This is a genomic window from Actinocatenispora sera, assembly GCF_018324685.1.
Lineage (GTDB): Bacteria > Actinomycetota > Actinomycetes > Mycobacteriales > Micromonosporaceae > Actinocatenispora > Actinocatenispora sera.
Window position 1 is genome coordinate 3,017,507 of record NZ_AP023354.1, and the last position, 21,929, is coordinate 3,039,435.

Annotated in this window: 23 protein-coding genes and 25 tRNA genes; 8 read left to right on the plus strand and 40 right to left on the minus strand. The window is 72.3% G+C overall.

Annotated features, from left to right (window positions below; translation table 11 throughout):
- Positions 1-20: 20 nt before the first annotated feature.
- Both Asera_RS14460 and Asera_RS14465 read left to right on the plus strand, forming a co-directional pair.
- Positions 21-626: a putative immunity protein gene (locus Asera_RS14460; RefSeq protein WP_211255728.1), complete on the plus strand. Its 606-nt coding sequence runs from the start codon at positions 21-23 to the stop codon at positions 624-626.
- Complete coding sequence (locus Asera_RS14465; protein ID WP_030448512.1) at positions 623-1,138, plus strand: putative immunity protein; 516 nt, start codon at positions 623-625, stop codon at positions 1,136-1,138. The genes Asera_RS14460 and Asera_RS14465 overlap by 4 nt, the downstream gene beginning before the upstream one ends.
- Before the next feature lie 74 nt (positions 1,139-1,212).
- Here Asera_RS14465 and Asera_RS14470 read toward each other — a convergent pair whose 3' ends face one another.
- Complete coding sequence (locus tag Asera_RS14470; RefSeq protein WP_030448511.1) at positions 1,213-1,923, minus strand: MBL fold metallo-hydrolase; 711 nt, start codon at positions 1,921-1,923, stop codon at positions 1,213-1,215.
- 146 nt (positions 1,924-2,069) lie between these two features.
- On the opposite strand from Asera_RS14470, the gene Asera_RS14475 reads away from it, so the two are divergent.
- The gene (locus Asera_RS14475) at positions 2,070-2,588 is read left to right on the plus strand and encodes a DUF2199 domain-containing protein (RefSeq protein ID WP_084132426.1); all 519 of its coding nucleotides are present in this window, start codon (positions 2,070-2,072) and stop codon (positions 2,586-2,588) included.
- 10 nt (positions 2,589-2,598) lie between these two features.
- Here Asera_RS14475 and Asera_RS14480 read toward each other — a convergent pair whose 3' ends face one another.
- The 3 genes from Asera_RS14480 to Asera_RS14490 all read right to left on the minus strand — a co-directional run bounded on the left by Asera_RS14480 (position 2,599) and on the right by Asera_RS14490 (position 5,630).
- Positions 2,599-3,972, minus strand: coding sequence for a tol-pal system YbgF family protein (locus Asera_RS14480; protein WP_157035070.1), 1,374 nt, complete (start codon positions 3,970-3,972; stop codon positions 2,599-2,601).
- A gap of 749 nt (positions 3,973-4,721) precedes the next feature.
- On the minus strand, positions 4,722-5,087 hold the full coding sequence (locus Asera_RS14485; protein ID WP_030448508.1) for a hypothetical protein: 366 nt from the start codon (positions 5,085-5,087) through the stop codon (positions 4,722-4,724).
- A gap of 9 nt (positions 5,088-5,096) precedes the next feature.
- Entirely contained in the window at positions 5,097-5,630 is a 534-nt protein-coding gene (locus Asera_RS14490; RefSeq protein WP_030448507.1) for a TetR/AcrR family transcriptional regulator, read from the minus strand.
- Between the two features lie 143 nt (positions 5,631-5,773).
- On the opposite strand from Asera_RS14490, the gene Asera_RS14495 reads away from it, so the two are divergent.
- Together Asera_RS14495 and Asera_RS14500 are read left to right on the plus strand one after the other, a co-directional pair.
- Positions 5,774-6,829 (plus strand): L-idonate 5-dehydrogenase, encoded by a 1,056-nt coding sequence (locus tag Asera_RS14495; RefSeq protein ID WP_030448506.1) that lies wholly within the window; start codon positions 5,774-5,776, stop codon positions 6,827-6,829.
- A 57-nt stretch (positions 6,830-6,886) separates the two neighbouring features.
- On the plus strand, positions 6,887-7,270 hold the full coding sequence (locus tag Asera_RS14500; protein WP_030448505.1) for a VOC family protein: 384 nt from the start codon (positions 6,887-6,889) through the stop codon (positions 7,268-7,270).
- On the opposite strand, the gene Asera_RS14505 is transcribed toward Asera_RS14500, so the two are convergent.
- Positions 7,257-8,456, minus strand: coding sequence for an MFS transporter (locus Asera_RS14505; protein ID WP_030448504.1), 1,200 nt, complete (start codon positions 8,454-8,456; stop codon positions 7,257-7,259). The two genes, Asera_RS14500 and Asera_RS14505, sit on opposite strands and share 14 nt — an antisense overlap.
- A gap of 130 nt (positions 8,457-8,586) precedes the next feature.
- Between Asera_RS14505 and Asera_RS14510 the strand changes: the two genes are divergently transcribed.
- A complete protein-coding gene (locus Asera_RS14510) occupies positions 8,587-9,036 on the plus strand; it encodes a MarR family winged helix-turn-helix transcriptional regulator (RefSeq protein WP_030448503.1) in 450 nt (149 codons plus the stop codon).
- 31 nt (positions 9,037-9,067) lie between these two features.
- Here Asera_RS14510 and Asera_RS14515 read toward each other — a convergent pair whose 3' ends face one another.
- The gene (locus Asera_RS14515; RefSeq protein WP_030448502.1) at positions 9,068-9,871 is read right to left on the minus strand and encodes an alpha/beta fold hydrolase; all 804 of its coding nucleotides are present in this window, start codon (positions 9,869-9,871) and stop codon (positions 9,068-9,070) included.
- Positions 9,872-10,026: 155 nt separating this feature from the next.
- Here Asera_RS14515 and Asera_RS14520 point away from each other — a divergent pair, with 155 nt between their 5' ends.
- Entirely contained in the window at positions 10,027-10,836 is an 810-nt protein-coding gene (locus Asera_RS14520; RefSeq protein WP_211255727.1) for a MerR family transcriptional regulator, read from the plus strand.
- A gap of 119 nt (positions 10,837-10,955) precedes the next feature.
- On the opposite strand, the gene Asera_RS14525 is transcribed toward Asera_RS14520, so the two are convergent.
- The gene (locus Asera_RS14525; RefSeq protein ID WP_211255726.1) at positions 10,956-11,636 is read right to left on the minus strand and encodes an NAD(P)H-dependent oxidoreductase; all 681 of its coding nucleotides are present in this window, start codon (positions 11,634-11,636) and stop codon (positions 10,956-10,958) included.
- Positions 11,633-12,694, minus strand: a complete 1,062-nt coding sequence (locus Asera_RS14530; protein WP_030448500.1) for an LLM class flavin-dependent oxidoreductase — start codon at positions 12,692-12,694, stop codon at positions 11,633-11,635. Before Asera_RS14530 ends, Asera_RS14525 begins: the two co-directional genes overlap by 4 nt.
- A 130-nt stretch (positions 12,695-12,824) precedes the next feature.
- Here Asera_RS14530 and Asera_RS14535 point away from each other — a divergent pair, with 130 nt between their 5' ends.
- Positions 12,825-13,304: a MarR family winged helix-turn-helix transcriptional regulator gene (locus Asera_RS14535; RefSeq protein WP_211255725.1), complete on the plus strand. Its 480-nt coding sequence runs from the start codon at positions 12,825-12,827 to the stop codon at positions 13,302-13,304.
- A gap of 230 nt (positions 13,305-13,534) precedes the next feature.
- Here Asera_RS14535 and Asera_RS14540 read toward each other — a convergent pair whose 3' ends face one another.
- The 32 genes from Asera_RS14540 to Asera_RS14685 all read right to left on the minus strand — a co-directional run bounded on the left by Asera_RS14540 (position 13,535) and on the right by Asera_RS14685 (position 21,864).
- Positions 13,535-14,644 carry a TROVE domain-containing protein gene (locus tag Asera_RS14540; protein WP_280529729.1) on the minus strand — a complete coding sequence of 370 codons (1,110 nt, stop codon included), beginning with the start codon at positions 14,642-14,644 and terminating at the stop codon, positions 13,535-13,537.
- Positions 14,626-15,135: a TROVE domain-containing protein gene (locus Asera_RS33085; protein ID WP_280529730.1), complete on the minus strand. Its 510-nt coding sequence runs from the start codon at positions 15,133-15,135 to the stop codon at positions 14,626-14,628. The genes Asera_RS14540 and Asera_RS33085 overlap by 19 nt, the downstream gene beginning before the upstream one ends.
- Before the next feature lie 203 nt (positions 15,136-15,338).
- Positions 15,339-15,474, minus strand: a tRNA-OTHER gene (locus Asera_RS14545).
- Between the two features lie 129 nt (positions 15,475-15,603).
- Positions 15,604-15,682: transfer RNA gene (locus Asera_RS14550), tRNA-Cys, on the minus strand.
- Between the two features lie 11 nt (positions 15,683-15,693).
- A tRNA-Arg gene (locus tag Asera_RS14555) sits at positions 15,694-15,766 on the minus strand.
- Positions 15,767-15,854: 88 nt separating this feature from the next.
- Positions 15,855-15,931 (minus strand) — tRNA-His (locus Asera_RS14560).
- A gap of 2 nt (positions 15,932-15,933) precedes the next feature.
- Positions 15,934-16,006, minus strand: a tRNA-Val gene (locus tag Asera_RS14565).
- A gap of 38 nt (positions 16,007-16,044) precedes the next feature.
- Positions 16,045-16,120: transfer RNA gene (locus tag Asera_RS14570), tRNA-Asn, on the minus strand.
- Positions 16,121-16,125: 5 nt separating this feature from the next.
- Positions 16,126-16,197 (minus strand) — tRNA-Glu (locus tag Asera_RS14575).
- A gap of 111 nt (positions 16,198-16,308) precedes the next feature.
- Positions 16,309-16,380: transfer RNA gene (locus Asera_RS14580), tRNA-Lys, on the minus strand.
- 1 nt (position 16,381) lies between these two features.
- Positions 16,382-16,469: transfer RNA gene (locus Asera_RS14585), tRNA-Ser, on the minus strand.
- A 1-nt stretch (position 16,470) separates the two neighbouring features.
- Positions 16,471-16,548 (minus strand) — tRNA-Pro (locus Asera_RS14590).
- A gap of 5 nt (positions 16,549-16,553) precedes the next feature.
- A tRNA-Arg gene (locus Asera_RS14595) sits at positions 16,554-16,627 on the minus strand.
- A gap of 169 nt (positions 16,628-16,796) precedes the next feature.
- A tRNA-Ile gene (locus Asera_RS14600) sits at positions 16,797-16,871 on the minus strand.
- Between the two features lie 4 nt (positions 16,872-16,875).
- Positions 16,876-16,960 (minus strand) — tRNA-Ser (locus Asera_RS14605).
- 5 nt (positions 16,961-16,965) lie between these two features.
- Positions 16,966-17,043: transfer RNA gene (locus tag Asera_RS14610), tRNA-Asp, on the minus strand.
- 13 nt (positions 17,044-17,056) lie between these two features.
- Positions 17,057-17,131: transfer RNA gene (locus Asera_RS14615), tRNA-Leu, on the minus strand.
- A gap of 110 nt (positions 17,132-17,241) precedes the next feature.
- Positions 17,242-17,312: transfer RNA gene (locus Asera_RS14620), tRNA-Thr, on the minus strand.
- A gap of 1 nt (position 17,313) precedes the next feature.
- A tRNA-Leu gene (locus Asera_RS14625) sits at positions 17,314-17,388 on the minus strand.
- Positions 17,389-17,392: 4 nt separating this feature from the next.
- Positions 17,393-17,464: transfer RNA gene (locus Asera_RS14630), tRNA-Gln, on the minus strand.
- 65 nt (positions 17,465-17,529) lie between these two features.
- On the minus strand, positions 17,530-17,973 hold the full coding sequence (locus tag Asera_RS14635; protein WP_030448497.1) for an HNH endonuclease: 444 nt from the start codon (positions 17,971-17,973) through the stop codon (positions 17,530-17,532).
- A 43-nt stretch (positions 17,974-18,016) separates the two neighbouring features.
- Positions 18,017-18,088, minus strand: a tRNA-Gly gene (locus tag Asera_RS14640).
- Between the two features lies 1 nt (position 18,089).
- A tRNA-Thr gene (locus tag Asera_RS14645) sits at positions 18,090-18,165 on the minus strand.
- Between the two features lie 4 nt (positions 18,166-18,169).
- A tRNA-Leu gene (locus Asera_RS14650) sits at positions 18,170-18,244 on the minus strand.
- A 5-nt stretch (positions 18,245-18,249) separates the two neighbouring features.
- Positions 18,250-18,322: transfer RNA gene (locus tag Asera_RS14655), tRNA-Gly, on the minus strand.
- Between the two features lie 4 nt (positions 18,323-18,326).
- Positions 18,327-18,398, minus strand: a tRNA-Glu gene (locus Asera_RS14660).
- A 51-nt stretch (positions 18,399-18,449) separates the two neighbouring features.
- Positions 18,450-18,522 (minus strand) — tRNA-Phe (locus Asera_RS14665).
- 269 nt (positions 18,523-18,791) lie between these two features.
- Positions 18,792-18,864: transfer RNA gene (locus Asera_RS14670), tRNA-Trp, on the minus strand.
- A gap of 76 nt (positions 18,865-18,940) precedes the next feature.
- On the minus strand, positions 18,941-19,063 hold the full coding sequence (locus tag Asera_RS33600) for a hypothetical protein (protein ID WP_280529731.1): 123 nt from the start codon (positions 19,061-19,063) through the stop codon (positions 18,941-18,943).
- Between the two features lie 168 nt (positions 19,064-19,231).
- A complete protein-coding gene (locus Asera_RS14675) occupies positions 19,232-20,188 on the minus strand; it encodes an EamA family transporter (protein WP_030448496.1) in 957 nt (318 codons plus the stop codon).
- Between the two features lie 84 nt (positions 20,189-20,272).
- Positions 20,273-21,469, minus strand: coding sequence for an RNA polymerase sigma factor (locus Asera_RS14680; RefSeq protein WP_030448495.1), 1,197 nt, complete (start codon positions 21,467-21,469; stop codon positions 20,273-20,275).
- Positions 21,470-21,474: 5 nt separating this feature from the next.
- On the minus strand, positions 21,475-21,864 hold the full coding sequence (locus Asera_RS14685; protein WP_030448494.1) for a YciI family protein: 390 nt from the start codon (positions 21,862-21,864) through the stop codon (positions 21,475-21,477).
- Positions 21,865-21,929 lie beyond the last annotated feature (65 nt).

The following is a 21,929-nucleotide window of genomic DNA, read 5'->3' on the forward strand; positions in this document are numbered from 1 at the left end:
CAACGATACGATTCAGGGGCATGGCGTCCGACCCGCACTCCGTGCCCGGAGACTTCCCGCTGTCCATGGACGAGCTGCGCGTCGTGGCCCGCTACGCCGTCGCGGCTGCCCACGACGTCCTGCCCGCCTTCGAACGGGCGGTACCCGACGATCCCCGTCCCCGTGCCGCGATCGACGCGGCCTGGTGCTTCGTGCACGGCGCCCGCCGGACGAGGCGGCAGCGCGTCGCATCCGTCGCCGCCCATCGGGCCGCCCGGGCGGCGCCCGGCGACATCGCGCGGCTGGCGGCACGAGCGGCCGGTGACGCCGCATCGGCCGCGTACCTGCATCCCCTCGCCCGGGCCAGCCAGGTCGCTCACATCCTGCGGGCCGCCGCCACCGCCGCGCACATCGCCGAGCTGCAGGCCGGCGGCGACCCTGCGATCGCCGACGCGTTCCTGGAACGGTCGCGGCGCCGGGCGACGCCGGTACTGATCGATGTGCTGCGACGCTACCCGTCCCCGGCCGGCGGCTCCGGCCGCGTTGCACACCTGATGGCCACGCTGGACCGGTTGCTGCGTCGGGCGCCCGTGCCGGCGTCGGTGGTGGTGCTGCCGCAACACGACGGGACGGAGGCGATGGCATGATCCTGCCGAAGGTTCGTGACCCGCGGCTGGTGACCGTTCGCCGGGGCGGCACCCTCACCGATGCCGACCACCGGCTGCTGGCGCTCTGGGCAGCCTCGTGCGCCGAGCACGTGTTGCCACTGTTCGAGGTGGTCCGGCCGGACGACAGCCGGCCGCGAGACGCGATCGAGGCTGCGCGCGCCTGGACCCGCGGCGAGCTGGCGATGATGCGGGCTCGGGCGGTCGGCGGGCATGCCATGGGCGCGGCCCGTGACCTGCGCGGCGCCGCACGCCACGCCGCGTACGCCGCCGGGCAGGCGGCCTGCGTCGCGCACGTCGCCGCGCACGACCTCGGCGCGGCCGCCTACGCGATCAAGGCCGCCCGGGCCGGCCGATCGGGCGATGAGAGCAGGGCCGCCGGCGTCGAGGAGTGCCGATGGCAGCGCGCGCAGCTCCCGGCGGCGATCCGCGAGCTGGTACTCGACGACCAACGCGCCCGCAACGACATCTGCTGGTCGGTGTTCGAGTGTTGACCACCGGACGCCGGCCGGCCGTGCCACCGTGATCGCGGCGCCGGCCGTGTGCACACGGCCGGCCGGAGCGCAGGTCAGCCGAGCGGGTCGGGCACGGGGTCCGTGGCGGCTGCCCGCCGCAACGCCTCGGTTGCCGCGCCGACCAGCGGGCGCCCGTGGCCGAAGCAGACCACGTCGGCGGCGAGCCCACCGAGCCGGCGAAACGATCGCGCGGCCTGTTGCCGGTCACGGTTGAACGGGCCCAGCAGCACCACCCCGTCGTGCTCGGCGGCGACGTCACCGGTGAACAGCACGCGGGCCTCCGGCAGGTGCAGCGCGATGCTGCCGGGTGTGTGCCCGGGTGTCGCGACCACCTGCGCGCCCAGCTCGGTCAACACCTCCGCGTCGTCGAGTTCGTGGTCCACCCGCGACGGCGGCGGGTCCGGCAGGCCCTGCGACACCTGCGCGTGCAGCGCCCGCTCCGCCGCGGTGAGCACCGGCTCGTCCCCGACGCGCTCGCCCCGGATGACCGGGGCGTCGGCGCGGTGCGCGAACACCCGGACGTTCGGCCAGCCGGCCACCTCGGCGGCGGCGCCGGCATGGTCGGCGTGCCAGTGCGTCAGCACCAGCTGGGTGACCGCGTCGCGGTCGAGGCCCCAGCCGCGTAGCGCCGCCGCGATGGCCTCGCCGGTGCCGACCCGGCCGGCGTCGACCAGCAACACCCCGCCGGAATGACGCAGCAGATAGGCCTGCCCGGGCGGGTCGACCACCATCCGCAGGTCGGCGCGCAGCTCGACGATCTCCATGCCGCCCACCGTATCCCGCCACCGTCGCCGCGACAGCAACCTTCGCTGACGGCAGAACACCGGCGCACCCACCAGCCCCGCTGCACCGGCCAAACGGGCCGCGAGGACTCGTGGACTGCGCGCCGGGCTGATTAGGCTGCACCGTCATGACCAGCGATCTGGGCTACACCTGCTCCTGTTGCGGCGCCCACCATGCGCAGCTGCCGATGGCCTACAGCGTCGAAGCGCCCGATCTCTGGGACGCCCGCTTCGACGGTCGGTCCGACAGCCTGCTCTCGTCCGACCAGTGCGTCATCCAGGATCAGGTCTACTTCGTCAAGGGCCTGATCGAGATACCCGTCATCGACAGCGACCAGGTGTTCTCGTGGGGCGTGTGGGTGTCGCTCAGCCGGCAGAACTACCAGCGCGCCGTCGAGGTGTGGGAGGCGCCCGGACGCGACCAGGAGTCGCCGTACTTCGGCTGGTTGAGCACCGAGCTTCCGGTCTACTCGCCCGCCACCACCAACCTGAAGACCAACCTGCACACCCGGCCGGTCGGCGAGCGCCCGTTCGTCGAGCTCGAACCCACCGACCACCCGCTCGCCGTCGAGCAGCGTACCGGCATCAGCCTCGACCGGGTTCGCGCGATCGCCGAAGCGGTCCGGCACAGCAACGAAAACCGCTGAAAGTCTGTCCTTAGTGGACGATGATGGAGCGGAAGGCGGAACGTATGTCGCTCTTGGACGGATCGACCGACTGCTTGGTGGACGGGTCGGAGTTGTAGTAGGGCGCGGTGGTGGTGTAGCTGAGCACCGACGGGCAGCTGGAGCCGCCGATCTGGATCGTGCGGTCGGCGAGCTTGCGGCCGGTGCGCAGCTCGTACACCTGCACCGGTAGCGCGATCTTGTAGAACGTCACGTCGAGGGGCGTGCCGGGATGTTCGTTGCTCTGGTAGGGGCAGGTGCGGGTGGCGCTGCCGCGCTTCTCGGTGCCGACGCACACGATCAGCGCCGCCTTGGTGGTGTCGTCGGTCTGCCAGGACGACGGCAGCTTGCTGGTGTAGTCGTCGCCGCCGAAGAACATGCCGCGGTTGGTGCCCTTGCGGTAGTGGGTCGCGTCGACGTACTTTTCCGGCGCCTGGCAGTACTCCGGCCAGCCGTCCGCGCCGCTGGCGTTGAGCAGCGTGTTGGCGTGGTCGAGCCGGATCGCCTTGTCCGCCTTGGCAACCCCGGCGTTCGCCTTCGCGGTGCGGGAGTCCTTCGGGTACTGCGTGAGCAGCTGCCGGTAGCGCTTCTTCGCCTGCTTCCAGTGCCCGTCGGACATCAGCGCATCGCCGCACCCCAGCAGCGCCGCCGGTGCGGCCTTGGGTACCACCGTGCCGGCGCGGTCGAGCAGCGTGTGGTCGTGCTTGCGCGCGCGCAGCCAGTCGGTGACGGTGGCGGTGTTGCAGGCGTCGCGGGTCGGCAACGCGTGCAGGAAACCGGTCAGCGCCCGGTCGACCATTCGGTCGTGGCCGGGCAGCGTGGTCAGCACGCTAGCCAGGCCGGTGAACCCGCTCGCCAGGCCATGGGTGTCGCCGGTTCGCAGCGCCCGCCGCAGGCTCGCGCTGGCGGCGTCGACCTTCCGACACGCCTCGCGGGTCCGATCGCCGCGGACGGTCAGCGGGGCGTCGGTGACCCGGTCACCGAAGCCGATCCGGGCCAGCGCGGCGCGCGCGGCGGTGCAGTCACCGCTGGCCCGCGCGTCGCTCAAGGCGCCGTCGACGGTCTGTGCATCGAACCGCAGCAACCCCAGCACGAGCAGCACCGGTACGGCGAAGCACAGCGCGATCAGCCGCTGCCGGGCCACGCCGGTACGGGGTGCGGTACCGCCGCCGAGCAGCCAGCCGTGGGCGATCAGCGCGAGCCACCAGACGCCGACGACGACCTCGAACCAGAGCGAACGGAACGCGGTGACGAGCAGCAGGAGCAGGACGAAGGTGATCATGTCGGCGAGGACGGCCAGACCGCGGCGGCGCACCAGCACGTACCCGACGCCGAGCAGCGACGCGTTGCCCACCGCAGCCGCCAACCGGTCGTGGTACCGCGGCGGCGCCGGCGGCTGCACCGGTGCCGCACCTGCCGTCGGCCACGCCCCGGCCGTCGGCGTATCGGGACCGGTCCACGGGGCCCCGCCTGCCGACGGCGGCAGGCCACCCAGGCTGGGCGGTGCCCCCGCACCCACCGGGCCGGGCGAGCCGGCCGTCGGCCAGGGCCCCACCTCCGGCGAGCCCGCGACCGGCCCGGGCCCCGGGATCGGCTGATCGGGCGAGCCGGCCGCCGGCCAGGGCGCCGCGGCCGGCTGCTCCGTCGAGCCGTACGGCAGCGCGGGTGCTGGGCCCGTCTGATCCGGTGCGGTCATCGGCATTCCGGGGACCGCGGGCGGCTGTGCCGGCGGGCTCGCGGGCAGGCCGGCGCTCGGCGACCGGGGCGGTTGGCCGGTGGCTGCTTCGTTGCCGGGGGCCGGCGGACGACTCCAGGGGTTCGGCTCGGTCGGAGTCCCGTCCTGCATCGCGTGTTCCTCCATCACCGGCGGATCCGTCGCCCCGGGTTCCGCGGAGCTGGCCACGGCTCGGCGCGCCGGCCGTGGAGACGGCGGGCGGGGCATGGACCGGTTGACGGAGAGGGGGATCGGGCCAACGGTGGTGATTCTAGGAGGGACACGAGACGGACACCACGTCCGTTGCGGCCCCGTGCAAACACCGCGCTGGAGGCGGTTTCGAACCACCCGGCGCCGACCGGGACGGGGCCGCCGACGCGCCCGCGGGGAGTCCGTCGCGGTCAGCTCGCCCGGCGGCGGATGATGGCGCGTTCGATCAGGGTGACGGCGGCGTGCGGGTCGGGCACCTGGATGATCAGCCGCGCGTACCGGTCGTCGCGCAGCTCGATGACGATGGCCTTGGCGGGATCGCGGACGTCCCAGAAGACCCGGTCGCCGCCGACGCGGAAGCTGCCCGCGGTGATGACGCCCGGCATGTGGGTGCCGGCGGTACGCACGCCCTTCGGCTCCTTGTTCACGCCCGGGTCGATGGTGGCGCCGCGGACGTTGGCCAGCGGGATCTCCAGCCGGCTGCGCAGTGCCCAGAGGCGGTCGAGTCCCTCGATCTCCACGACGAGCGTGTTGCCGTCGATCTCGACGGTTGCCATTGGTCTCCTTCAGGGTCGTGCGTCGATACGGTCGAACAGGGCTGGTCCGGCGCCGTCCGCGTGCTCGCCGATGCGGGCGCGCAGGCGCAGGCCGAGGATCGCGGCGCTGGCGGCGCGGGTCAGTGGCGCGGTGGCGTCGCCGCCGACCCCGGCCGCGGTGGCGTCGTCGAACTCGCGCAGTACCGAGGTGACCTCGTCGGCGACCTCGGCGTCCACCGGTGCGCGTTCGATCATCGCGATCAGCAGCAGGTCGAGGTCGGGTGTGGCGTCGTCGGCGAGGAACCGGTCGTACAGGGCCCGCGTCGGGTCGGGGTTCGCGGCGACCTGGTGCAGCAGCGGCCGTACCTGGTGCTCCAGGTACCAGCGCAGGGCTGCGAGGTAGAGCCCGCGCTTGCTGCCGAACGTCTTGTACAGGCTGTTGCGGTGCACGCCGAGATGGGTCACCAGATCGTCCACCGAGATCCCGTCGTAGGCCCGGCTCGCGAACAGCGCCACGGCGGCCGCGACCACCTGTGCCTCGTCGAATGCCCTCGGTCGACCCATGGCAGGATCGTAGCCAGTTGAGGAACGATCAGTCAAGAACGATCGTTCCTCAACTCGCTGCCGTGCCGGTCGCCCTCTGCTCGATGCAGACCGACTTCGCCACGGAACTGGCAAGCCACGAGGATCGTCTGGAAGGAGCGGCCATGCCGACATCGGTACCGCATGCGACCACCACTGCGGTCGTCGCGCACGGGGCGAACGACCTGCGCGTCGAACGGATCGAGCGGGGCGAACCCGCACCCGGCGAGGCGGTGGTCGCGGTCGCCTACGGCGGCGTGTGCGGCTCGGACCTGCACTACTGGCGCGACGGCGCGGTCGGCGAGTCGATCCTGCGGGCGCCGATGGTGCTCGGCCACGAGATCGTCGGCGTGGTGGCCCGGCCGGCCGCCGACGGCTCGGGACCCGCCGCGGGTACGCCGGTCGCCGTGCATCCCGCGACCCGGCACCCCACCGAGGTGCGGTTCCCGGCCGACCGGCCGAACCTGTCGCCGGGGGTCGGCTACCTCGGGTCGGCCGCCCGGGGCCCGCACACCCCGGGCGCGTTCGCCGGCGAGGTCAACCTGCGCGCCTCCATGCTCCGCGCGCTACCGGCCGACCTCGACCTGCGTACCGCGGCGCTGGCCGAACCGGCGAGCGTGGCCTGGCACGCGGTCGACCGGGCCGGCAGCGTGGCCGGAAAGCGGGTACTGGTCGTCGGCGCCGGCCCGATCGGTGCGCTGGCGGTCGCGGTCGCCCACCGTGGTGGTGCGGCCGAGATCGTCGCCGTCGACGTGTACGAGCATCCGCTGTCGATCGCGACGGCCGTCGGCGCGACCCGCACCCTGCACGCCGGGGAGGCTGCGGAGATCGCCGCAGTGGACGCCGACGTGGTCGTCGAGTCCTCGGGAACCCAGCAGGGGCTGGCCTCGGCCATCCGGGGCGCCACCCGCGGCGGCACCGTGGTGCTGGTCGGGATGCTGCCGACCGGCGACCAGCCGGTACCGATCTCGCTGGCGATCACGCGGGAACTGACGCTGACCGGTTCGCTGCGGTTCAACGACGAGATCGATGCCGTCCTCGCGTCGCTGACCGACGGCAGCCTCGTCGTGGACCCGATCGTCACCCACACCTTCCCGGTGGCCGATGCGCTCCGGGCGTTCACCGTGGCCGCCGACCCGTCGGTGTCGGGCAAGGTACTGCTGGATTTCCGTGAGCGATGAGTTCCGCTGTCCCGGCTCGTCTGCCCGGGTGAGGAAGCGTCGTCGAGGAGGACCGTCATGAGCAATCCGGTGATCGGGGTGCCGGTGGTCGGCGTGCCGGTGGCAGACCAGGACAAAGCGATCGAGTTCTACACCGAGGTCTTCGGGTTCACCACCCGGATGGACGCGCCGCTGCCGCAACTGGGCAGCCGGTGGATCGTGCTCGCGCCGGCCGGCGCCGGCGCCGAGGCGACCGGGATCGCGCTGATCCAGGCCCGCGACGGGCTGCCGACCGGCGTCGAAACCGGCATCCGGCTCGCCGTGGCCGACGCCGCCGCCAAGCACGCCGAGCTGATCGAGCGCGGTGTCCCGGTCGGCGAGCTGCTGCGCTGGCCGGGCACGCCGCCGATGTTCACCGCCACCGACCAGGACGGCAACGGCCTGGAGATCATCGAGCAATAGCGGCCGGCGCCGGCGCCGGCCGCCCGGCGGGGGAGGCCACCGCGGCGCGGCGGTCGAGTACCACCGAGGCGACGGCGAGCAGCAGCGCGCCGGCCGCCATCGCCGCGCCGACCACGGTGGCGGCCGAGTAGCCGAAGCCGGCCGAGATCACCAGGCCGCCGAGCGCCGCGGCGATCGCGTTGCCGAGATTGAACGCGCCGATGTTGACCGCCGAGGCCAGCGTCGGTGCGGCCGGCGCGGTGTCGATGATGCGCTTCTGCAGCGGCGGTACGGTCGTGAACCCGAGCGCGCCGATCAACGCGACGGTGACCGCAGCGCCGACGCGGGTGTGTCCGGTGACGGTGAACGCAGCCAGCACCGCCACGAGGGCGGCCAGTGCCACCAACAGCGTGGGCATCAGCCGGCGGTCGGCCAGCCGCCCGCCGAGCAGGTTGCCGGCGACCATCCCGGCGCCGAACAGCACCTGCAGCCACATCACGGCGCTCGCCGGGTACCCGGCGACGCTGGTCATCAGCGGGGCAAGGTAGGTGACGGCAGTGAACACGCCGCCGAAGCCCAGCACGGTCATCCCCATCGCCAGCAGTACCTGCGGGTTGCGCAGCGCGCGGGTCTCGTCCCGCAGCCGTACCCCGGCCGGGCGCGGCAGCCGCGGCACCAGGGTGGCGATGCCGGCGAGCCCGGCGACCCCGAGCGCGGCGATCAACAGGAACGTGATGCGCCAGCCCAGCTGCTGGCCGACGAACGTACCCAGCGGGACGCCGACGACGTTGGCCAGGGTCAGGCCGCTGAACATCAGCGAGATGGCGGCGGCGCGGCGCGCGGGCGCGACCAGTTCGGCGGCGACGACCGCACCGATGCCGAAGAACGCGCCGTGCGTGAGCGAGGTGACCATGCGCCCGGCGAGCACCAGCCCGTAGACCGGGGCGAGCGCGGTGACTACGTTGCCGACCACGAACAGTCCCATCAGCAGCATCAGCATCGGCCGGCGCGCGACGCGGGTGCCCAGTGCGGTCATCACGGGGGCACCGATCAGCACGCCCAGCGCGTACCCGCTGACCAGTTGGCCGGCGGTGGGGATCGAGGTGTGCAGGCTGCCGGCGATGTCCGACAGCAGCCCCATCGGGGCGAATTCGGTGGTACCGATGCCGAATGCACCGATCGCCAGGGCGATCAACGCGAGGGGCATGCCGTCCTCCAGTTGCAGAAGCGTTCATCAACTCCACGAAGTTAATTGCATACGCCTGATAATTGCAAGCGCGGGCTATATTTGCCAGCGGGTAATGTGGCGACGATCGCCACGGCCACGGAGGTGGGAGATGGCCACACGCACCCGGCGAGCGGGGCTGGCGCAGGGCTGGTGCGCCCTGTCGGTGCTGCACGACCGCATTGACGCCCGCCTCGAGCGGGCGCTGCAGGCCGAGCACGAGCTCAGCGTCCGCGAGTTCTCGCTGCTCGACGTGCTCAGCCGGCAACACGACGGGCCCGGCGGCCACCTGCGGATGAGCCAGGTTGCCGAGGCGGTGGTGCTCAGCCAGAGCGCCACCACCCGACTCGTCGGCCGGCTGGAGGACCGCGGCCTGCTGGCGCGCTACCTGTGCCCGGACGATCGCCGCGGCATCTACACCGACGTCACCCCCGCCGGTACCGCGCTGCTGGAGGCCGCCCGACCCACCAACGACGCCGCGCTGCGCGATGCTCTCGACGCCGCCCTCGACGACCCCGACCTCGCCCCGCTGGCCCACGCCGTGGAGACTCTGCACCCCTGATCCCCCGGCCGCGGTGAACGCCGGGCTCGGATCAGCGCGCCGCGCGCACGAACGCCAGCAGGTCGTTGTTGAGCCGGTCCCGGTGCGACAGCTGCAGCATGTGCGCCGCGTTGCGGTACACCAGCAGCGTGCCGTTTCTGGCCAACCGTGCCGACCGGCGACCGCAGGTCTCCACCGGGGCGAACGCGTCATGATCGCCGTGCACGATCAGCATCGGCGCCTCGATCGCGCTCAGCTCGGCGCTGAAGTCCGCGGCCAGGTTCGCCGCCGTGCACGCCACGGCCGCGTACTGCGACACGCCCAGCCAGTCGCGGACCGTGCGCTCCCGGTCGAGTTCGGCGATCGCTGCGCCGGGCAGTCCGTCGCCGAAGGACAGGCCGGCGTTGTCGGCGACCCAGCGGCCGTAGTCGCTGCGTAGCCGCGTGAGCAACGCCGCCCGGGAGTCGGCGTCGACGTGCAGCCTCGGTACGGTCGAGGCGACCAGCGCCACCCGAGCGACGCGCCGAGCGCCGTGCCTGCTCAGGTACCGCACGACCTCGCCGCCGCCCATCGAGTGGCCGACCAGCGTGACCTCGGTCAGGCCCAGCGTGTCGAGCAAGGTGGCCAGATCGTCGGCGAGAGTGTCGAAGTCGTAGCCGGTGCCCGGGTCGTCGGAGCGACCGTGGCCGCGACGGTCGTACGCGATGGCGCGGTAACCGTGGTCGGCCATCCACAGCAGCTGCTGCTGCCACATGTCGCTGCTCATCAGCATGCTGTGTACGAACACGACGGGCCGGCCGCGGCCCCAGTCGCGGTAGAACAACGCGGATCCGTCTCGGGTCGACAGGCTCGGCACGACAACTCCTCGGCACGCACTCGGTTGGCTGACCGCAGGCGCCGGACGCCGCGGTCTCGGGGCCTGCCACGCCCAGCTTCGGCGCTACCGCGGCCGGACGGTCAACCCGTACGGGCGGCGAAACCCTCCCCTGGGGGGAGACCACAATGGTGGCCATGGACGGGTACCTGTCGATCGGTGACTTCTCCCGTGCGACGCACCTGACGATCAAGATGCTGCGCCACTACCACCAGCTCGGCCTGCTCGTCCCCGCCGAGGTCGATCGGCGTACCGGTTACCGCCGCTACGCCGCCGACCAGCTACCCAGTGCCCAGGTGATAGCCCGGTTCCGTGAGCTGGGTATGCCGCTGGACCAGATCGGGCGACTGCTCGCCACCGCGGACCCGCGGGATCGCAACGAGCGGATCACCGCACATCTGCGGCAGGTGGAAGACGAACTGGAGCGGACCCGGCATACGGTGGCCGGGTTGCGCTCGATGCTCGCCGGGCCGACCGACCAGACCGGGAACGTCCGGCTGCGCCGCATCCCGGCGGTGCGGGCCGCCGCGATCACCGAGGTGGTCAACGCCGGGGACGCGGTCGCCTGGCTGCAGGGGGCGGTCGGTGAGCTCACCGCGATTCTCGCCGCCCAACGCGTGTCGCCGACCGGCCCGGCCGGCGGCATCTACGCCGACGAGGTGTTCACCCGGCACCGTGGTCGGGCAACCATCTTCGTGCCCTGCGCGGCGGGGATCCAGCCCATCGGCAGAGTGACCGCGCACCTCGTCCCGCCCGCCGAGGTGGCGGTGATGACGCACTGCGGACCGCCCACCGAGGTGGCCGGTACCTACGCCGCGCTTGCTGGTTACGTCGCTCGCCACGCGGTTCCGGTCGCCGGCCCCATCCGGGAGTACTACCTCGTCGGTCAGCGAGACACCGCCGATCCACGCAGTGGCGTACCGAAATCTGCTGGCCGGTGTTCCTGACCGGAACCGGCGACTCGGACGCGCCGGCGTAGCCGGCGAACCCCGGCCCGAACGGCTCGGTACCGGCGCTCGCCGGCGCGCCGGACGTGCTTGCCGAGCCCGCCCGGCACCGGCCCCGGTCAGGCCAGGCGGGCCACCGCCGGCTCGACCGCCTTCCCGTCCGGGACGGCCGGGCCGGCGGCGCGGTCGGCGAGCAGGTCGGCGACGTCGGTCAGCGCCATCTCGATGCGGCCGTGTACCCGCGGATTGAGCAGGGTGGTGCCGTCGAAGTCGCCGGACGAGGCGAAGATCGCCACCGGGATCGTCAACGCCTGGAAGAACCCGAACAGCGGCCGCATCGCGTGCTCCAGCATCAGCGCGTGGTGCTCACCGCCGCCGGTCGCGGCCAGCAGCACCGGCTTGTTCGCCAGCGCGTACTGGTCGATCAGGTCGAAGAAGTGCTTGAACAGTCCCGGGTACGAGCCGCGGAACACCGGGGCGGCGGCGATGAGCAGGTCGGCACCCTCCGCCCGGCGCAACACGGCGTCCACCTCCGGCGCGATGTCCTCGCGGTCGGTGGCGCCGGTGAAGACCGGCCCGAGCCGGTAGACGTCGATCCGGTCGGTGACGATGGGCTGCATCGTGCCGAGGGTGCTCAGTACGGCGTCGACCAGGCCCATCGTCTTGGACTTCTCGTTCGGGCTGCCGTTGACGATCACGACCCGCAGCGCCCGCCGGCCCAGCGCCGGGGGAGTGCCCGCCATGCCGCGGTCGGTGTCGGTGCTCAGGCCGGTTCCGGCCGGGGCGGTGTCGGTGCTCATGCGGCGCTCCGTTCCCGGCGGGCGATCTCACGGCGTACGGCCGGGGCCACCTCGGTACCGAGCAGCTCGATCGCCTTCAGGTGATCTCGTTGCGGCATGCCGCCGAACCCCATCTGGATGATGGCCCGCCGCACCCCGTACAGCTCGTGGTAGGTCAGCAGCTTGTCCACGACCTCCTGCGGGCTGCCGACCAGCAGCCCGGCCCGCGGTCCGGCCTGCCCGTCGAACGCGATGCGCGGAATGCGTACCCCGTGCCCGCGCTGGTGGTTGTTGTCCGCCATGCCCTGGGCGAAGTACGGGTACATGGTGTCGCGGGCGGCCCGGTCGGTGCGGGCCACGTACCCGTGGGTGTTGATGCTGATCGGTAGATCCTCGGCGGCGTGCCCCGCCTGCTCGGCCGCGGCTCGGTACAGCTCGACCGTCTGCTGGTGTTGGGTGATCGGCCCGGTCAGCAGCGCCAGCGCCATCGGTAGCCCGAGCCGGCCGGTGCTGATCGCCGAGGCGGGGGAGCCGCCGACGCCGATCCAGATCGGGATGCCGTCACCGTCGGCGCGCGGCGCGATGTCCGCGTCGGTCAGCGCCGGCCGGAAGGTACCCGACCAGGTCAGCGGGTTCTGGGCGCGGATCTTCAACAGCAGGTCGAGCTTCTCCCGGAACAGGTCGGCATAGTCGGCCAGGTCGTAGCCGAACAGCGGGAACGACTCGGTGTACGAGCCGCGTCCCGCGATGATCTCCGCCCGCCCGGCGGACAGCAGGTCCAGCGTGGCGAACTGCTCCCAGACCCGGACCGGATCCTCCGAGCTGAGCACGGTGACCGAACTGGTCAGCCGGATCCGTTCGGTCGCCTCGGCCGCGGCGGCGAGCAGGATCGTCGGCGCCGAGCCGACGAAGTCGGAGCGGTGGTGCTCGCCGACCCCGAACACGTCCAGCCCGACCTGGTCGGCCAGCCGGGCCTGCTCGATCGTGTCGCGCACCCGTTGCCGCGGCGAGGGCAGCCGCCCGCTCACCGGATCGGCGGTCACCTCGCCGAACGTCATGATTCCGACCTGGAATGTCATCGTGTACCCCTCTCCGCGCGTGCGGCCCCGACCGGTGCCGGCACCGCCGCTCGCGACCAATTATCTGTCTGCGCAGACAAATTATCGCAGGCGGATATTCCCACCGGCGCGACGGGATACAGTGCCCGGCATGGCGACCGATCGGCTCAGCGACCTCGAGGACGCCGCCTGGCGCGGCTTCCTCACCACCCACGACCGGCTCTGGCGGGCGCTGGAGGCAAGCCTCGCCACCGTCCCCGTCACCATGGCCGAGTACAGCGTGCTCGCCCTGCTCGGCGCCGCCGGGCCCGCCGGCATGCGGATGTCCGATCTCGCCGAGCGCCGCGTGATGTCCACCGGCGGCTTCACCCGCCTGGCCGACCGGCTGGAGCGCCGCGGCCTGATCGAACGACGCCGCTCCGGGCTCGACGGCCGCAGCATCGAGGCGGTACTCACCCGCGAGGGCCGTGCCCTGTTGCGCAAGGCGTGGCGCCGCCACCACGCCGATCTCCGGGACCTGTTCTTCGACCGGCTCGACGAGGATGATCTGCGTCACCTCGCCGACATCTGGACCCGCCTCGACCCCGCCGCCACGGCAACCCCGGACGGTACCCACACCGACAGCAGCTGACCGTCACCGGTCCACCCGCGCCGAGGACGGACGACCGCGGGCCTGCGCGCCCGTACGCGGTTCCGGCGCCGCCAACCGAGGACCGTCGGCCGCTCAGCGCGTACCGGCGTGGACGGCGAACGAGCGCGCGCGGTACCGGCCTGGGCGGCGGACGGCCGTCACCCGACCGGACGTGGCGCGCGCCGCACCGGGTCGTACTACACCGGTACGGCGCGCACCCGCGGCCGCGATCAGACCTCGCCGCGGGAGAAGTCGGCGATCAGGCCCGGCACCGCGGCGTCGAAACCGGACACGTCCAGCATCCCGGCGTCCGCCGGATCGGCGATCGTGAACTTCGTCGGCGTCAGCGCCGCGACCACCAGCCGCGCCGGGATCCCGGTCGCCGCACGGTACTCGGCCAGCGCCTGGTGCGGGTGCACCCGGCCGGCCCACGTCTCGTTGTCGGTCAGCACCACGAACGTGTCCACCTCGACGCCCTGTTCCCGCGCCCACACCATCGGCAGCGCGCAGTCGGTACCACCGAACGGCAGGTTCGACACGGCGTCGACCGCGTCGTCGAGCCGCTGCCGCGGGCTGATCGCCAGGGGCGTCAACCCCGCATCCCGGTACGAGCCGGCACTGGTGAAGCCGACGATCGCGTGCGCCGGCTCGGTCGCCGCGGTCACCAGCGCCAGCGCCGCCGACGCCTCCCGGCACGATACCGGCAGGCCGCCGGCCGGCGACATCATCGAACCCGACACGTCCAGTGCCAGCAGCGTCCGCTTCCCGGCCGGGCGCACCGCACCGTACGCCGCGTAGAACGCCGCGTCCAGCGCATCCACGATCGGTGCCGACGGAACCCAGGTACGGTCCGAACGACCCGACGCGCCCGCCGCGTAGGTGCGCGCGGCCACCAGCACGTTGACCGGATGCACCCGCGCCGCCGCCAACCGCTGCGGGTCGGTCAGCTGAGCCGCCACCGCCGCCGCCCGCGACGACATCGGAGCGAGCAGCCCCAGCCGGGTCAGCCGCGGCAGCTGCCGCAGCAGCGCCGTCTGCGGCAGACCACGGTCCAGCAGCGCGGCCCACACGTCCGGCTCGGTCAACGCCGCATCCGGCAGCATCTCCCAGGACAGACCAGCAGTGCCGATCAGCCGTACCCAGCTCGCGACGTCGCTCGTCGCGTTCGCGGCGAGGAAAGCGCGGTACAGCGGCAACTCCGCCAGCTCCGCATCCCGGCCACAGACCAGGTCGAACAGCGCCCGCCGCGCCGGCTCGCCGGTGACCGGGTGCGCCAGCCGCAACAGGTCGCGATGCGTCCAGCCCTCCCGCTGCCGGTACTTCACCAGCTGGTACTCCAAGCGCTCCAGGCTGGAATCCAGGTACCAACCGGCGACCGCGCGACGAGCCCCCGGCCCCAGCCGGCGAACTGCTCGCGGTAGCGGGCGAACAGGAACAGGTGCGTACCGGTACGGCACACCTGCGGCAGCGCCGCGAACGCCGCGCGCCGACCGTCCACGTCACCCAGCGCCGAGGCGGCGGCCAACGCGAACACGGCCGGGTTCTGCCGCGGCGCGCGCCCCGACGTCGACACCTCGACCACCGTACGCACCAGCTCGGTCGCGTCCGCACCGGCAGCGTCGAGCACGACCTGCGCGTTGTCCGCGGCCAGCTCGGACGCCGAGGTGTAGTACGTGCCCGAGTCCACGCCCAGCGTCAGGAACCGGTGCAGCCGGGCGGCCGGCGTCACGGTGAAGCCGTAGCCGCCGGCGTTGTTGGCGACCTGCCGAGCATCGGCTCGCCGACCCTGCGGCGTGCGGCGCAGGTTGATACCCGCAAGAGCGTCGACCATTGCGGTACTCCTTCGAAACGGCGCCCGACCCCGCGAAGCAGCGGAGCCGGGCGGATGGCGGCGGGCGTGTGCCGAGCGCCGGGATCGGATCCAGGTGAGGGATAACCGACGCTCCCCGGCCCGCCGTGCAGCCGTGGGCGTGACGGACATGACGTGCCGACCGGCTTGACGCCGACCGCAGGGCGGCCGAGCATCCGGCGCCGAGGCGCCGCGGGACTCGAACCCGCAACCCGGAGGTTGTTGCCAGATAACCGATCGACTCCGGCCCGTCACGATGAAGTTGTGGGGGATGGGCGTGTTGTGCGCTCCGGGACAAGTGCTCTACCGTTGAGCTACGCCGGCTCGTACCGGCGGCGGGACTCGAACCCGCAACTCTCCATTAGATGTGGTAACCGAATCGCTCCGGCCCATCCCCGCGCCGTACCGGCTGGTACGGCGACGTCTGTCCACAGTGGATGGCATGGTTCGAGGTCCCGCTCGGAGTCGAACCGAGACGTGTCCACTCGCTTTGCAGGCGAGCCGCTCCACCGGGAACGCCCACGGGACCTGGAACGCACGTGCGCCCGGCTGGGATCGAACCAGCGACCTTCCGGGTCGGAGCCGGATGCTCTGTCCGCTGAGCTACGAGCGCATGCGTGCGCGTCCCTGGTGCCGACCCAGGTCTGCCCGAAGGCGGCAGCTTTACAGGCTGCTGGACGTGCCGCCGTCCACGACGCGCATGGGGTGACCACCCGGAGTCGAACCGAGGACCTTCAGATCCACAATCTGACGTGCACCACCGGTACACCATGGTCACCGTGCCCGGGGAGGGACTCGAACCCCCGCTCCTCTGCTTGTAGGGCAGCTGCTCTCGCCGCTGAGCTACCCGGGCCCGCCGGCTCCCGTGGTTCTCGGGAACCGGCACCGAACTGGCTCTGGAGGCAGGGTTCGAACCTGCAGTCTTCCGGTTAACAGCCGGCTGCTCTGCCCGTTGAGCTACTCCAGAACGCGTCGCGCGTGCGGGACTCGAACCCGCTCTGCTGCGGTGAAAGCGCAGCGGCCTAACCCATAGCCGAACGCGCGTTCGGTGTGGTTGCGGATGTCCGACTCGAACGGCGTCTCGGGATCATGACTCCCGCGTGGTTCCACTCCACCACATCCGCAGTGCACCGCCAGGCACTCGGCCCGGCGTCGTGCGCCGTGCAGGGCTCGAACCTGCGTCCTCGGATTAAGAGTCCGGTGCTAAACCAGCTCAGCTAACGGCGCATGGCGGTGAGGGTGGGAGTTGAACCCACAAAGCCAGAGGCTCTAACGGTTTTCGGGACCGCGCCCGTCGCCGGTCGGGTGGCCTCACCATGGTCGGGTTGGCCGGATTCGAACCGGCGGCCTTCCGCTCCCGAAGCGGACGCGCTGACCAAGCTGCGCCACAACCCGATGCGTACCCCCGGCGCGATTCGAACGCGCGACCTCCTGGTTCGTAGCCAAGCACTCTGATCCGCTGAGCTACGGGGGCTCAGGGTGTGTTCGAGCATCCCGCGTGCCGGCTGCGGCGGCCCCGTTTGCCCGCTCGCGGCGTTGTCGGACAGCCCGTGTGCAAGCCCGGCACACGAACTGCCCTCCGCCTTGCGAGCAGACAAACGCGACTCGCCTCGCTCGGCCGGGGGTCCTCGAACACACCCTTGTCCTGCCGGCTGGATTCGAACCAGCGGCCTTCGCTGTATCAGAGCGACGCTCGAACCGGGGCGAGCTGCGGCAGGATTGCGGAGAGAGCAGGGATCGAACCTGCGCGGGGCGAACCCCGTCGACGGCTTAGCACGCCGCAGCCTTACCACTCGGCCACCTCTCCCGGCATGGCGGTGACGACCGGACTCGAACCGGCGACCCTCGGCGTGACAAGCCGATGCTCTGGCCTGACTGAGCTACGCCACCCGATGATGCTGCGTACCCGGGGTGCGATTCGAACGCACACTGTCCTGGTCCTGAACCAAGCGCCTCCTGCCAGTTGGGCTACCCGGGCATGGTGGACAACCTCGGTATCGAACCGAGCAGGCGCTGTGTGCAAGACAGCGCTGCGCACCTGCGCGTCGCCCTGACGGCGGCGCGGAGCGCGCGTCGCCGGTACCGCCGAGCCAACGCCAGGAGTCGAACCTGGACCGGCCGCTTACGAGGCGGCTGCACGGCCATCGTGCTGCGTCGGCGTGCCCTCGAGGCGATTCGAACGCCTACTGTCGGTCCCCTCAAGACCGTGCCTCCTGCCAGTTGGGCTACGAGGGCGGCGATCCCCCGCGTGGATTCGAACCACGCTTTCGGCGTTCAGAGCGCCGCGTCCTGCCGGATAGACGACGGGGGAGAGGGGCCGGTGACCCCGTACCTGCCAAGGCGATCGAGATGCCGTTGGTGGGTCACCGGCCGGGATCAGCGCTTGGTCACCTGCGCCCAGGCCGGGGTGCGCGGTACGACGCGCAGTCGCATGCCGGCCTCGTCGGGGGTGCGGTCACCCTTGCGCTGGTTGCAGCCGCTGCAGGCGGCCACGGTGTTGCGCCAGGTGTTCTTGCCGCCGCGGGAGCGCGGCAGGATGTGGTCGACGGTGCTCGCCGGATCGCCGCAGTAGCCGCACCGGTGGCCGTCGCGGGCCATCAGCCCGCGCCGGGACCAGGCCGGTCCGGCGGAGAACCGCCAGCGCGTGACGACGTAGCGAACCAGCCGCACCACCTTGGGCAGCGGGTAGATGCCGAGCAGCTGGTCGGGCACCGCCTCGTGTACGACGGCGACCTTGCGGCACAGCATCCGGATCGCGTGTTGGATCGGCACCCGGTGCAGCGGCCCCAGGTCCGCGTTGAGTACCAGTACCGCGTCCACCGGGCACCTCCTTCCTGTTGGCCCGTGGTCGATGTGATGTGCGAGCGGCAGGCGGGGTTCGAACCCGCGACCTCGACGATGGCAACGTCGCGCTCTACCTCTGAGCTACAACCGCGTGGAGCCGCCGGCCAGACTCGAACTGGCTACCTCCGTCGTACCGGGACGGTGCTCGACCCGATGAGCTACGGCGGCATCGTGCCCTGCGAGGGAGTCGAACCCTCACCACACCGGGTTTGAGCCGGCGCCCTCGTGCCAGTTGGGGTAGCAGGGCAGAAGAGCGGCCGGCGGGCATCGGACCCGCTTCTCCGGTTTGGAAGACCGGCGTGTCCGCCGAGTTCACCACGGCCGCACAGCAGCGAGTAGGGGAGTCGAACCCCTGTTTCCGGATTGAGAATCCGGCGGCCTGACCGCTAGCCGAACCCGCCTGGAAAGGCCCGGCCGCGACGGGCTGTGCCGTCGCGGTCGAGACCTCGCGGTGCCTCGCGCCCGGTTCGAACGGGCAACCTCCGGGTCTTCACGCCGGCGCTCCACCTGTTGAGCTTGCGAGGCACGAGTGGACCGTCAGGGGGTCGAACCCTGCACACGCTGCCTGCCAGGCGGCGCCGCACAGCCGGTGCGTACAGCCCATGGTCTGGTGCCCGCGAGTCGAACGCGGTGTCTCTTGCTTCCAGGGCAAGCGGGTTCCCGTCTCCCTCGCACCAGATGGGCCGGCCCCCAAGAGCTCGCTCGTCGCGAGGCTCCGGTCGGGGCCGACCGTTCCATGCCATCCACTGTGGAGTTGACAATGAGCAGGCCCACCAGCCGTGGCTGGGGGCACGCACGGGCGGCAGGACTCGAACCTGCAACCGGCGGTGTTGGAGACCGCTGCTCATCCAGTTGAGCTACGCCCGTATTCTGTTGTGCGGCAACGAAAAAGCCGCCCTACCCGGATCGGGTGGGCGGCTGCAAGGCGCGCGGTTCGCGTCTGTTACACCCACCTACCCGTCTGCTCGACGGCGCTGGCGTGTTCGATGAGCCCCAGGTAGGGCATGATCGAGCCACCGCACAGCGCGCGGCGCTGCGGGTTGGTGGGCTTCGACCACTCGAACATCTGGCTGCTCCGTCTCGGACCGGTTGGCTTGCTTCTGGCTGTCGTTGCTTTCAACGAAGACGATACGACTGCTATTCCAGTGCACGCAATGATTTAACGACGACGATCCCGACAGCCGCCACCGATCCCGGCACCAATTGTCGTCAGTTCCGTTGGGGCGTAACGCAACTACGGTTTCGCGACGAGCTCGTCGGAGTGCTTGACCGGTGCCGCGGCGGGTGTGGCCGGGGTGGCGCGCTGGGCGATGACCGCGCCGGCGAGCACCAGCAGGCCGCCGGCGACCTGGATCGCGGTCATCGACTGGCCCAGCAGCAGCCAGGCGAGCAGCGCGGCCAGGACCGCTTCCAGGCACGCCACCGTGCTGCCGACCGGCGCGGACAGCCGCCGTACCGCGGCGATGCCGGTCAGGTAGGCGATCACGGTGGTGACCACCGCGAGCCACGCCACCAGCAGCCAGGCCGGTACCGCGACGCCGCGTACCGGTGCGGCGGTGGCGAGCAGGTGCCAGGGCAGCGTCCACGGGCGGGCCACCAGGGTCAGCGCCGCGGCGCCGACCAGCAGGCCGACGGCGAGCATCGCGGTGGGTGACACCGGCCGCGCGCCGCCGCCCTCGGACAGGACGAAGTAGACGACCTGGCAGCAGGCGGCGCCGAGCGCGAGGGCGAGGCCGAGCGGGTCGAACCGGGCGCCGGACCACACCTCGACCACGTTGGCCAGCCCGACCACGGCGAACACCACGCCGACCAGCGCGGCGCGAGACACCCGGCGGCGCAGCACCACCCGCACGAACGCGAGGACCAGTACCGGGGCGAAGTACTCGACCAGCAGCGCCACCCCGACCGGGATGCGGGAGATCGCGGCGAAGTAGCACGCCTGGACGCCGGCGACCGCGAACAGCCCGTACGAGACGATGCGGGTCGGGTGGCGCAGTGCCGGCAGGTGGCGCACGGCGAGCGGGGACAGCACCAGCGCGGCGCCGGCGACCCGCAGGAACGCCACCTGCAGCGGGTCGATCCCGGCGTCGATCAGCGGTTTGGCGATCGGCCCGGAGCCGCCGAACGCGACCGCCGAGACCAGCGCGAGCAGCAGGCCGACCCGCCGCGTACCGGAAGCTCCAGAACCCACCGGTGCACCGTACGTGCCGCACGCGTCGCTCCGCCGCGAGCTGGATCACCGCGGCGGGCACCCCCCGCGGCACCGGCCAGGCGGTCAGTCGGCCGTGGCGAGGCGGTTGAGGTAGCGCTGCTCGGGGATGTTGCGGGTCAGCTCGGCGGCCCGCCGGAACTCGGCCCGTGCGTGCTCGGTGCGGCCCAGCCGGGCCAGCAGGTGTCCGCGGGCGGCGTGCGTGCGGTGGCTGGTGTCGGGTAGCTGGCCGAGCAGGTCGAGGCCGGCGGCGGCGCCGTGCACCTCGGCGGTGGCCACGGCGAGCCCGAGCGCGGTGGCGGGGGAGGGCTCGACCCGGTCGAGCATCTGGTAGAGGGCGAGGATCTGCGGCCAGTCGGTGCCGGCGGCGTCCGGCGCCTCGTCGTGCACCGCGGCGATGGCGGCGCGCAGCTGGAAGGCACCGACGTACCCGTGCGGCAGAGTGCGTTCCAGCAGCGCGACGCCCTCGTCGATCAGTGCGCGCTGCCACTGGCCGCGATCCTGCGCGTCCAGCGGTACCAGGTCGCCGTGCTGGTCCAGCCGGGCCGGGCTGCGGGCGTGGGTGAGCAGCAGCAGCGCGAGCAGGCCGGCGTTCTCCGGGTCGGCGGGGGCGCGGCGGACCAGCGTGCGGGCCAGCCGCACCGCGGTCTCGGCAAGCAGCGGGTCGGTGGCCTGCGGCCCGTCGGCCGCCAGGTGCGCCCGGGTGTACAGCAGCGAGATGGCGTGCCGGACCGCGAGCATCCGGACCGGCAGCTCGGTGGTCGCGGCGGGCACGAACCGGGCGCCGGCCCGTTTCAGCGTCGCCTTCGCCCGGCTGATGCGCTGCGCCACCGTCGACTCCGGTACGAACAGCCCGGCGGCGATCTCGGCGGTGGTGAGGCCGGCGACGGCGCGCAGCATCAGGGCCAGCTGCGAGGTGGGCGTCAGCGCCGGATGCGCGCACAGCACGAACAGGTCGAGCATGTCGTCGCCGGCGGCCGGTGCCTCGGCGGCGGCGCCGTCGAGGCGGGCCGCCTTCTCCTCGCGCGCGCGGCGGGCGGCGTCGGAGCGCAGCTGGTCGACCAGCCGCCGGGACGCCACCCGCAGCAGCCAGCCGGCCGGATTGTCCGGTACCCCGTCGCGCGGCCACTGCTCGGCGGCGGCGACGAGCGCCAGCTGTACCGCGTCCTCGCAGTCGGCGAAGTTGCCGTACCGCCGGGACAGCGCGGCGAGCACGTGCGGCGCCTCCCGCCGCCACACGTCCTCGTACCGCGCCTCGCCCACCGCGCTCAGTCCTCGGACCCGCCGCTCATGACCGGCCGCAGCTCGACCGTCTCGCCCGGGCCGGCGAACAGCTCGGCGATCTGCTCGGCGCGCTGCTGGCTTTCCACGTCGACCAGGAAGAACCCGGCGAAGTGTTCCTTGCCCTCCGCGTACGGCCCGTCGGAGACGACCCGGTCGCCGTCGCGCCAGCGAAACAGCCGGGACGTGGACGGCGCGCCGAGCGCCTCGGCGTGTACGAGCTCGCCCCGCTCCATCACCTGGGCGAATCCGTCCTCGAAGTCGGAGTTGAGCCGCCGGCGCACGCTCTCGGGCAGCGCCTGATGCTCGGGCAGGTAGTCCGAGGTGGGGTGGCCCCAGGGCTGCGGGTTGGAATGGATCAGGATGACGTACTTCACGGGTGCTCCTCGATGTCGTTGGATCGGGCCGGAGGCGCATCGCCTCCACCCTCGTGTCGGGGCCG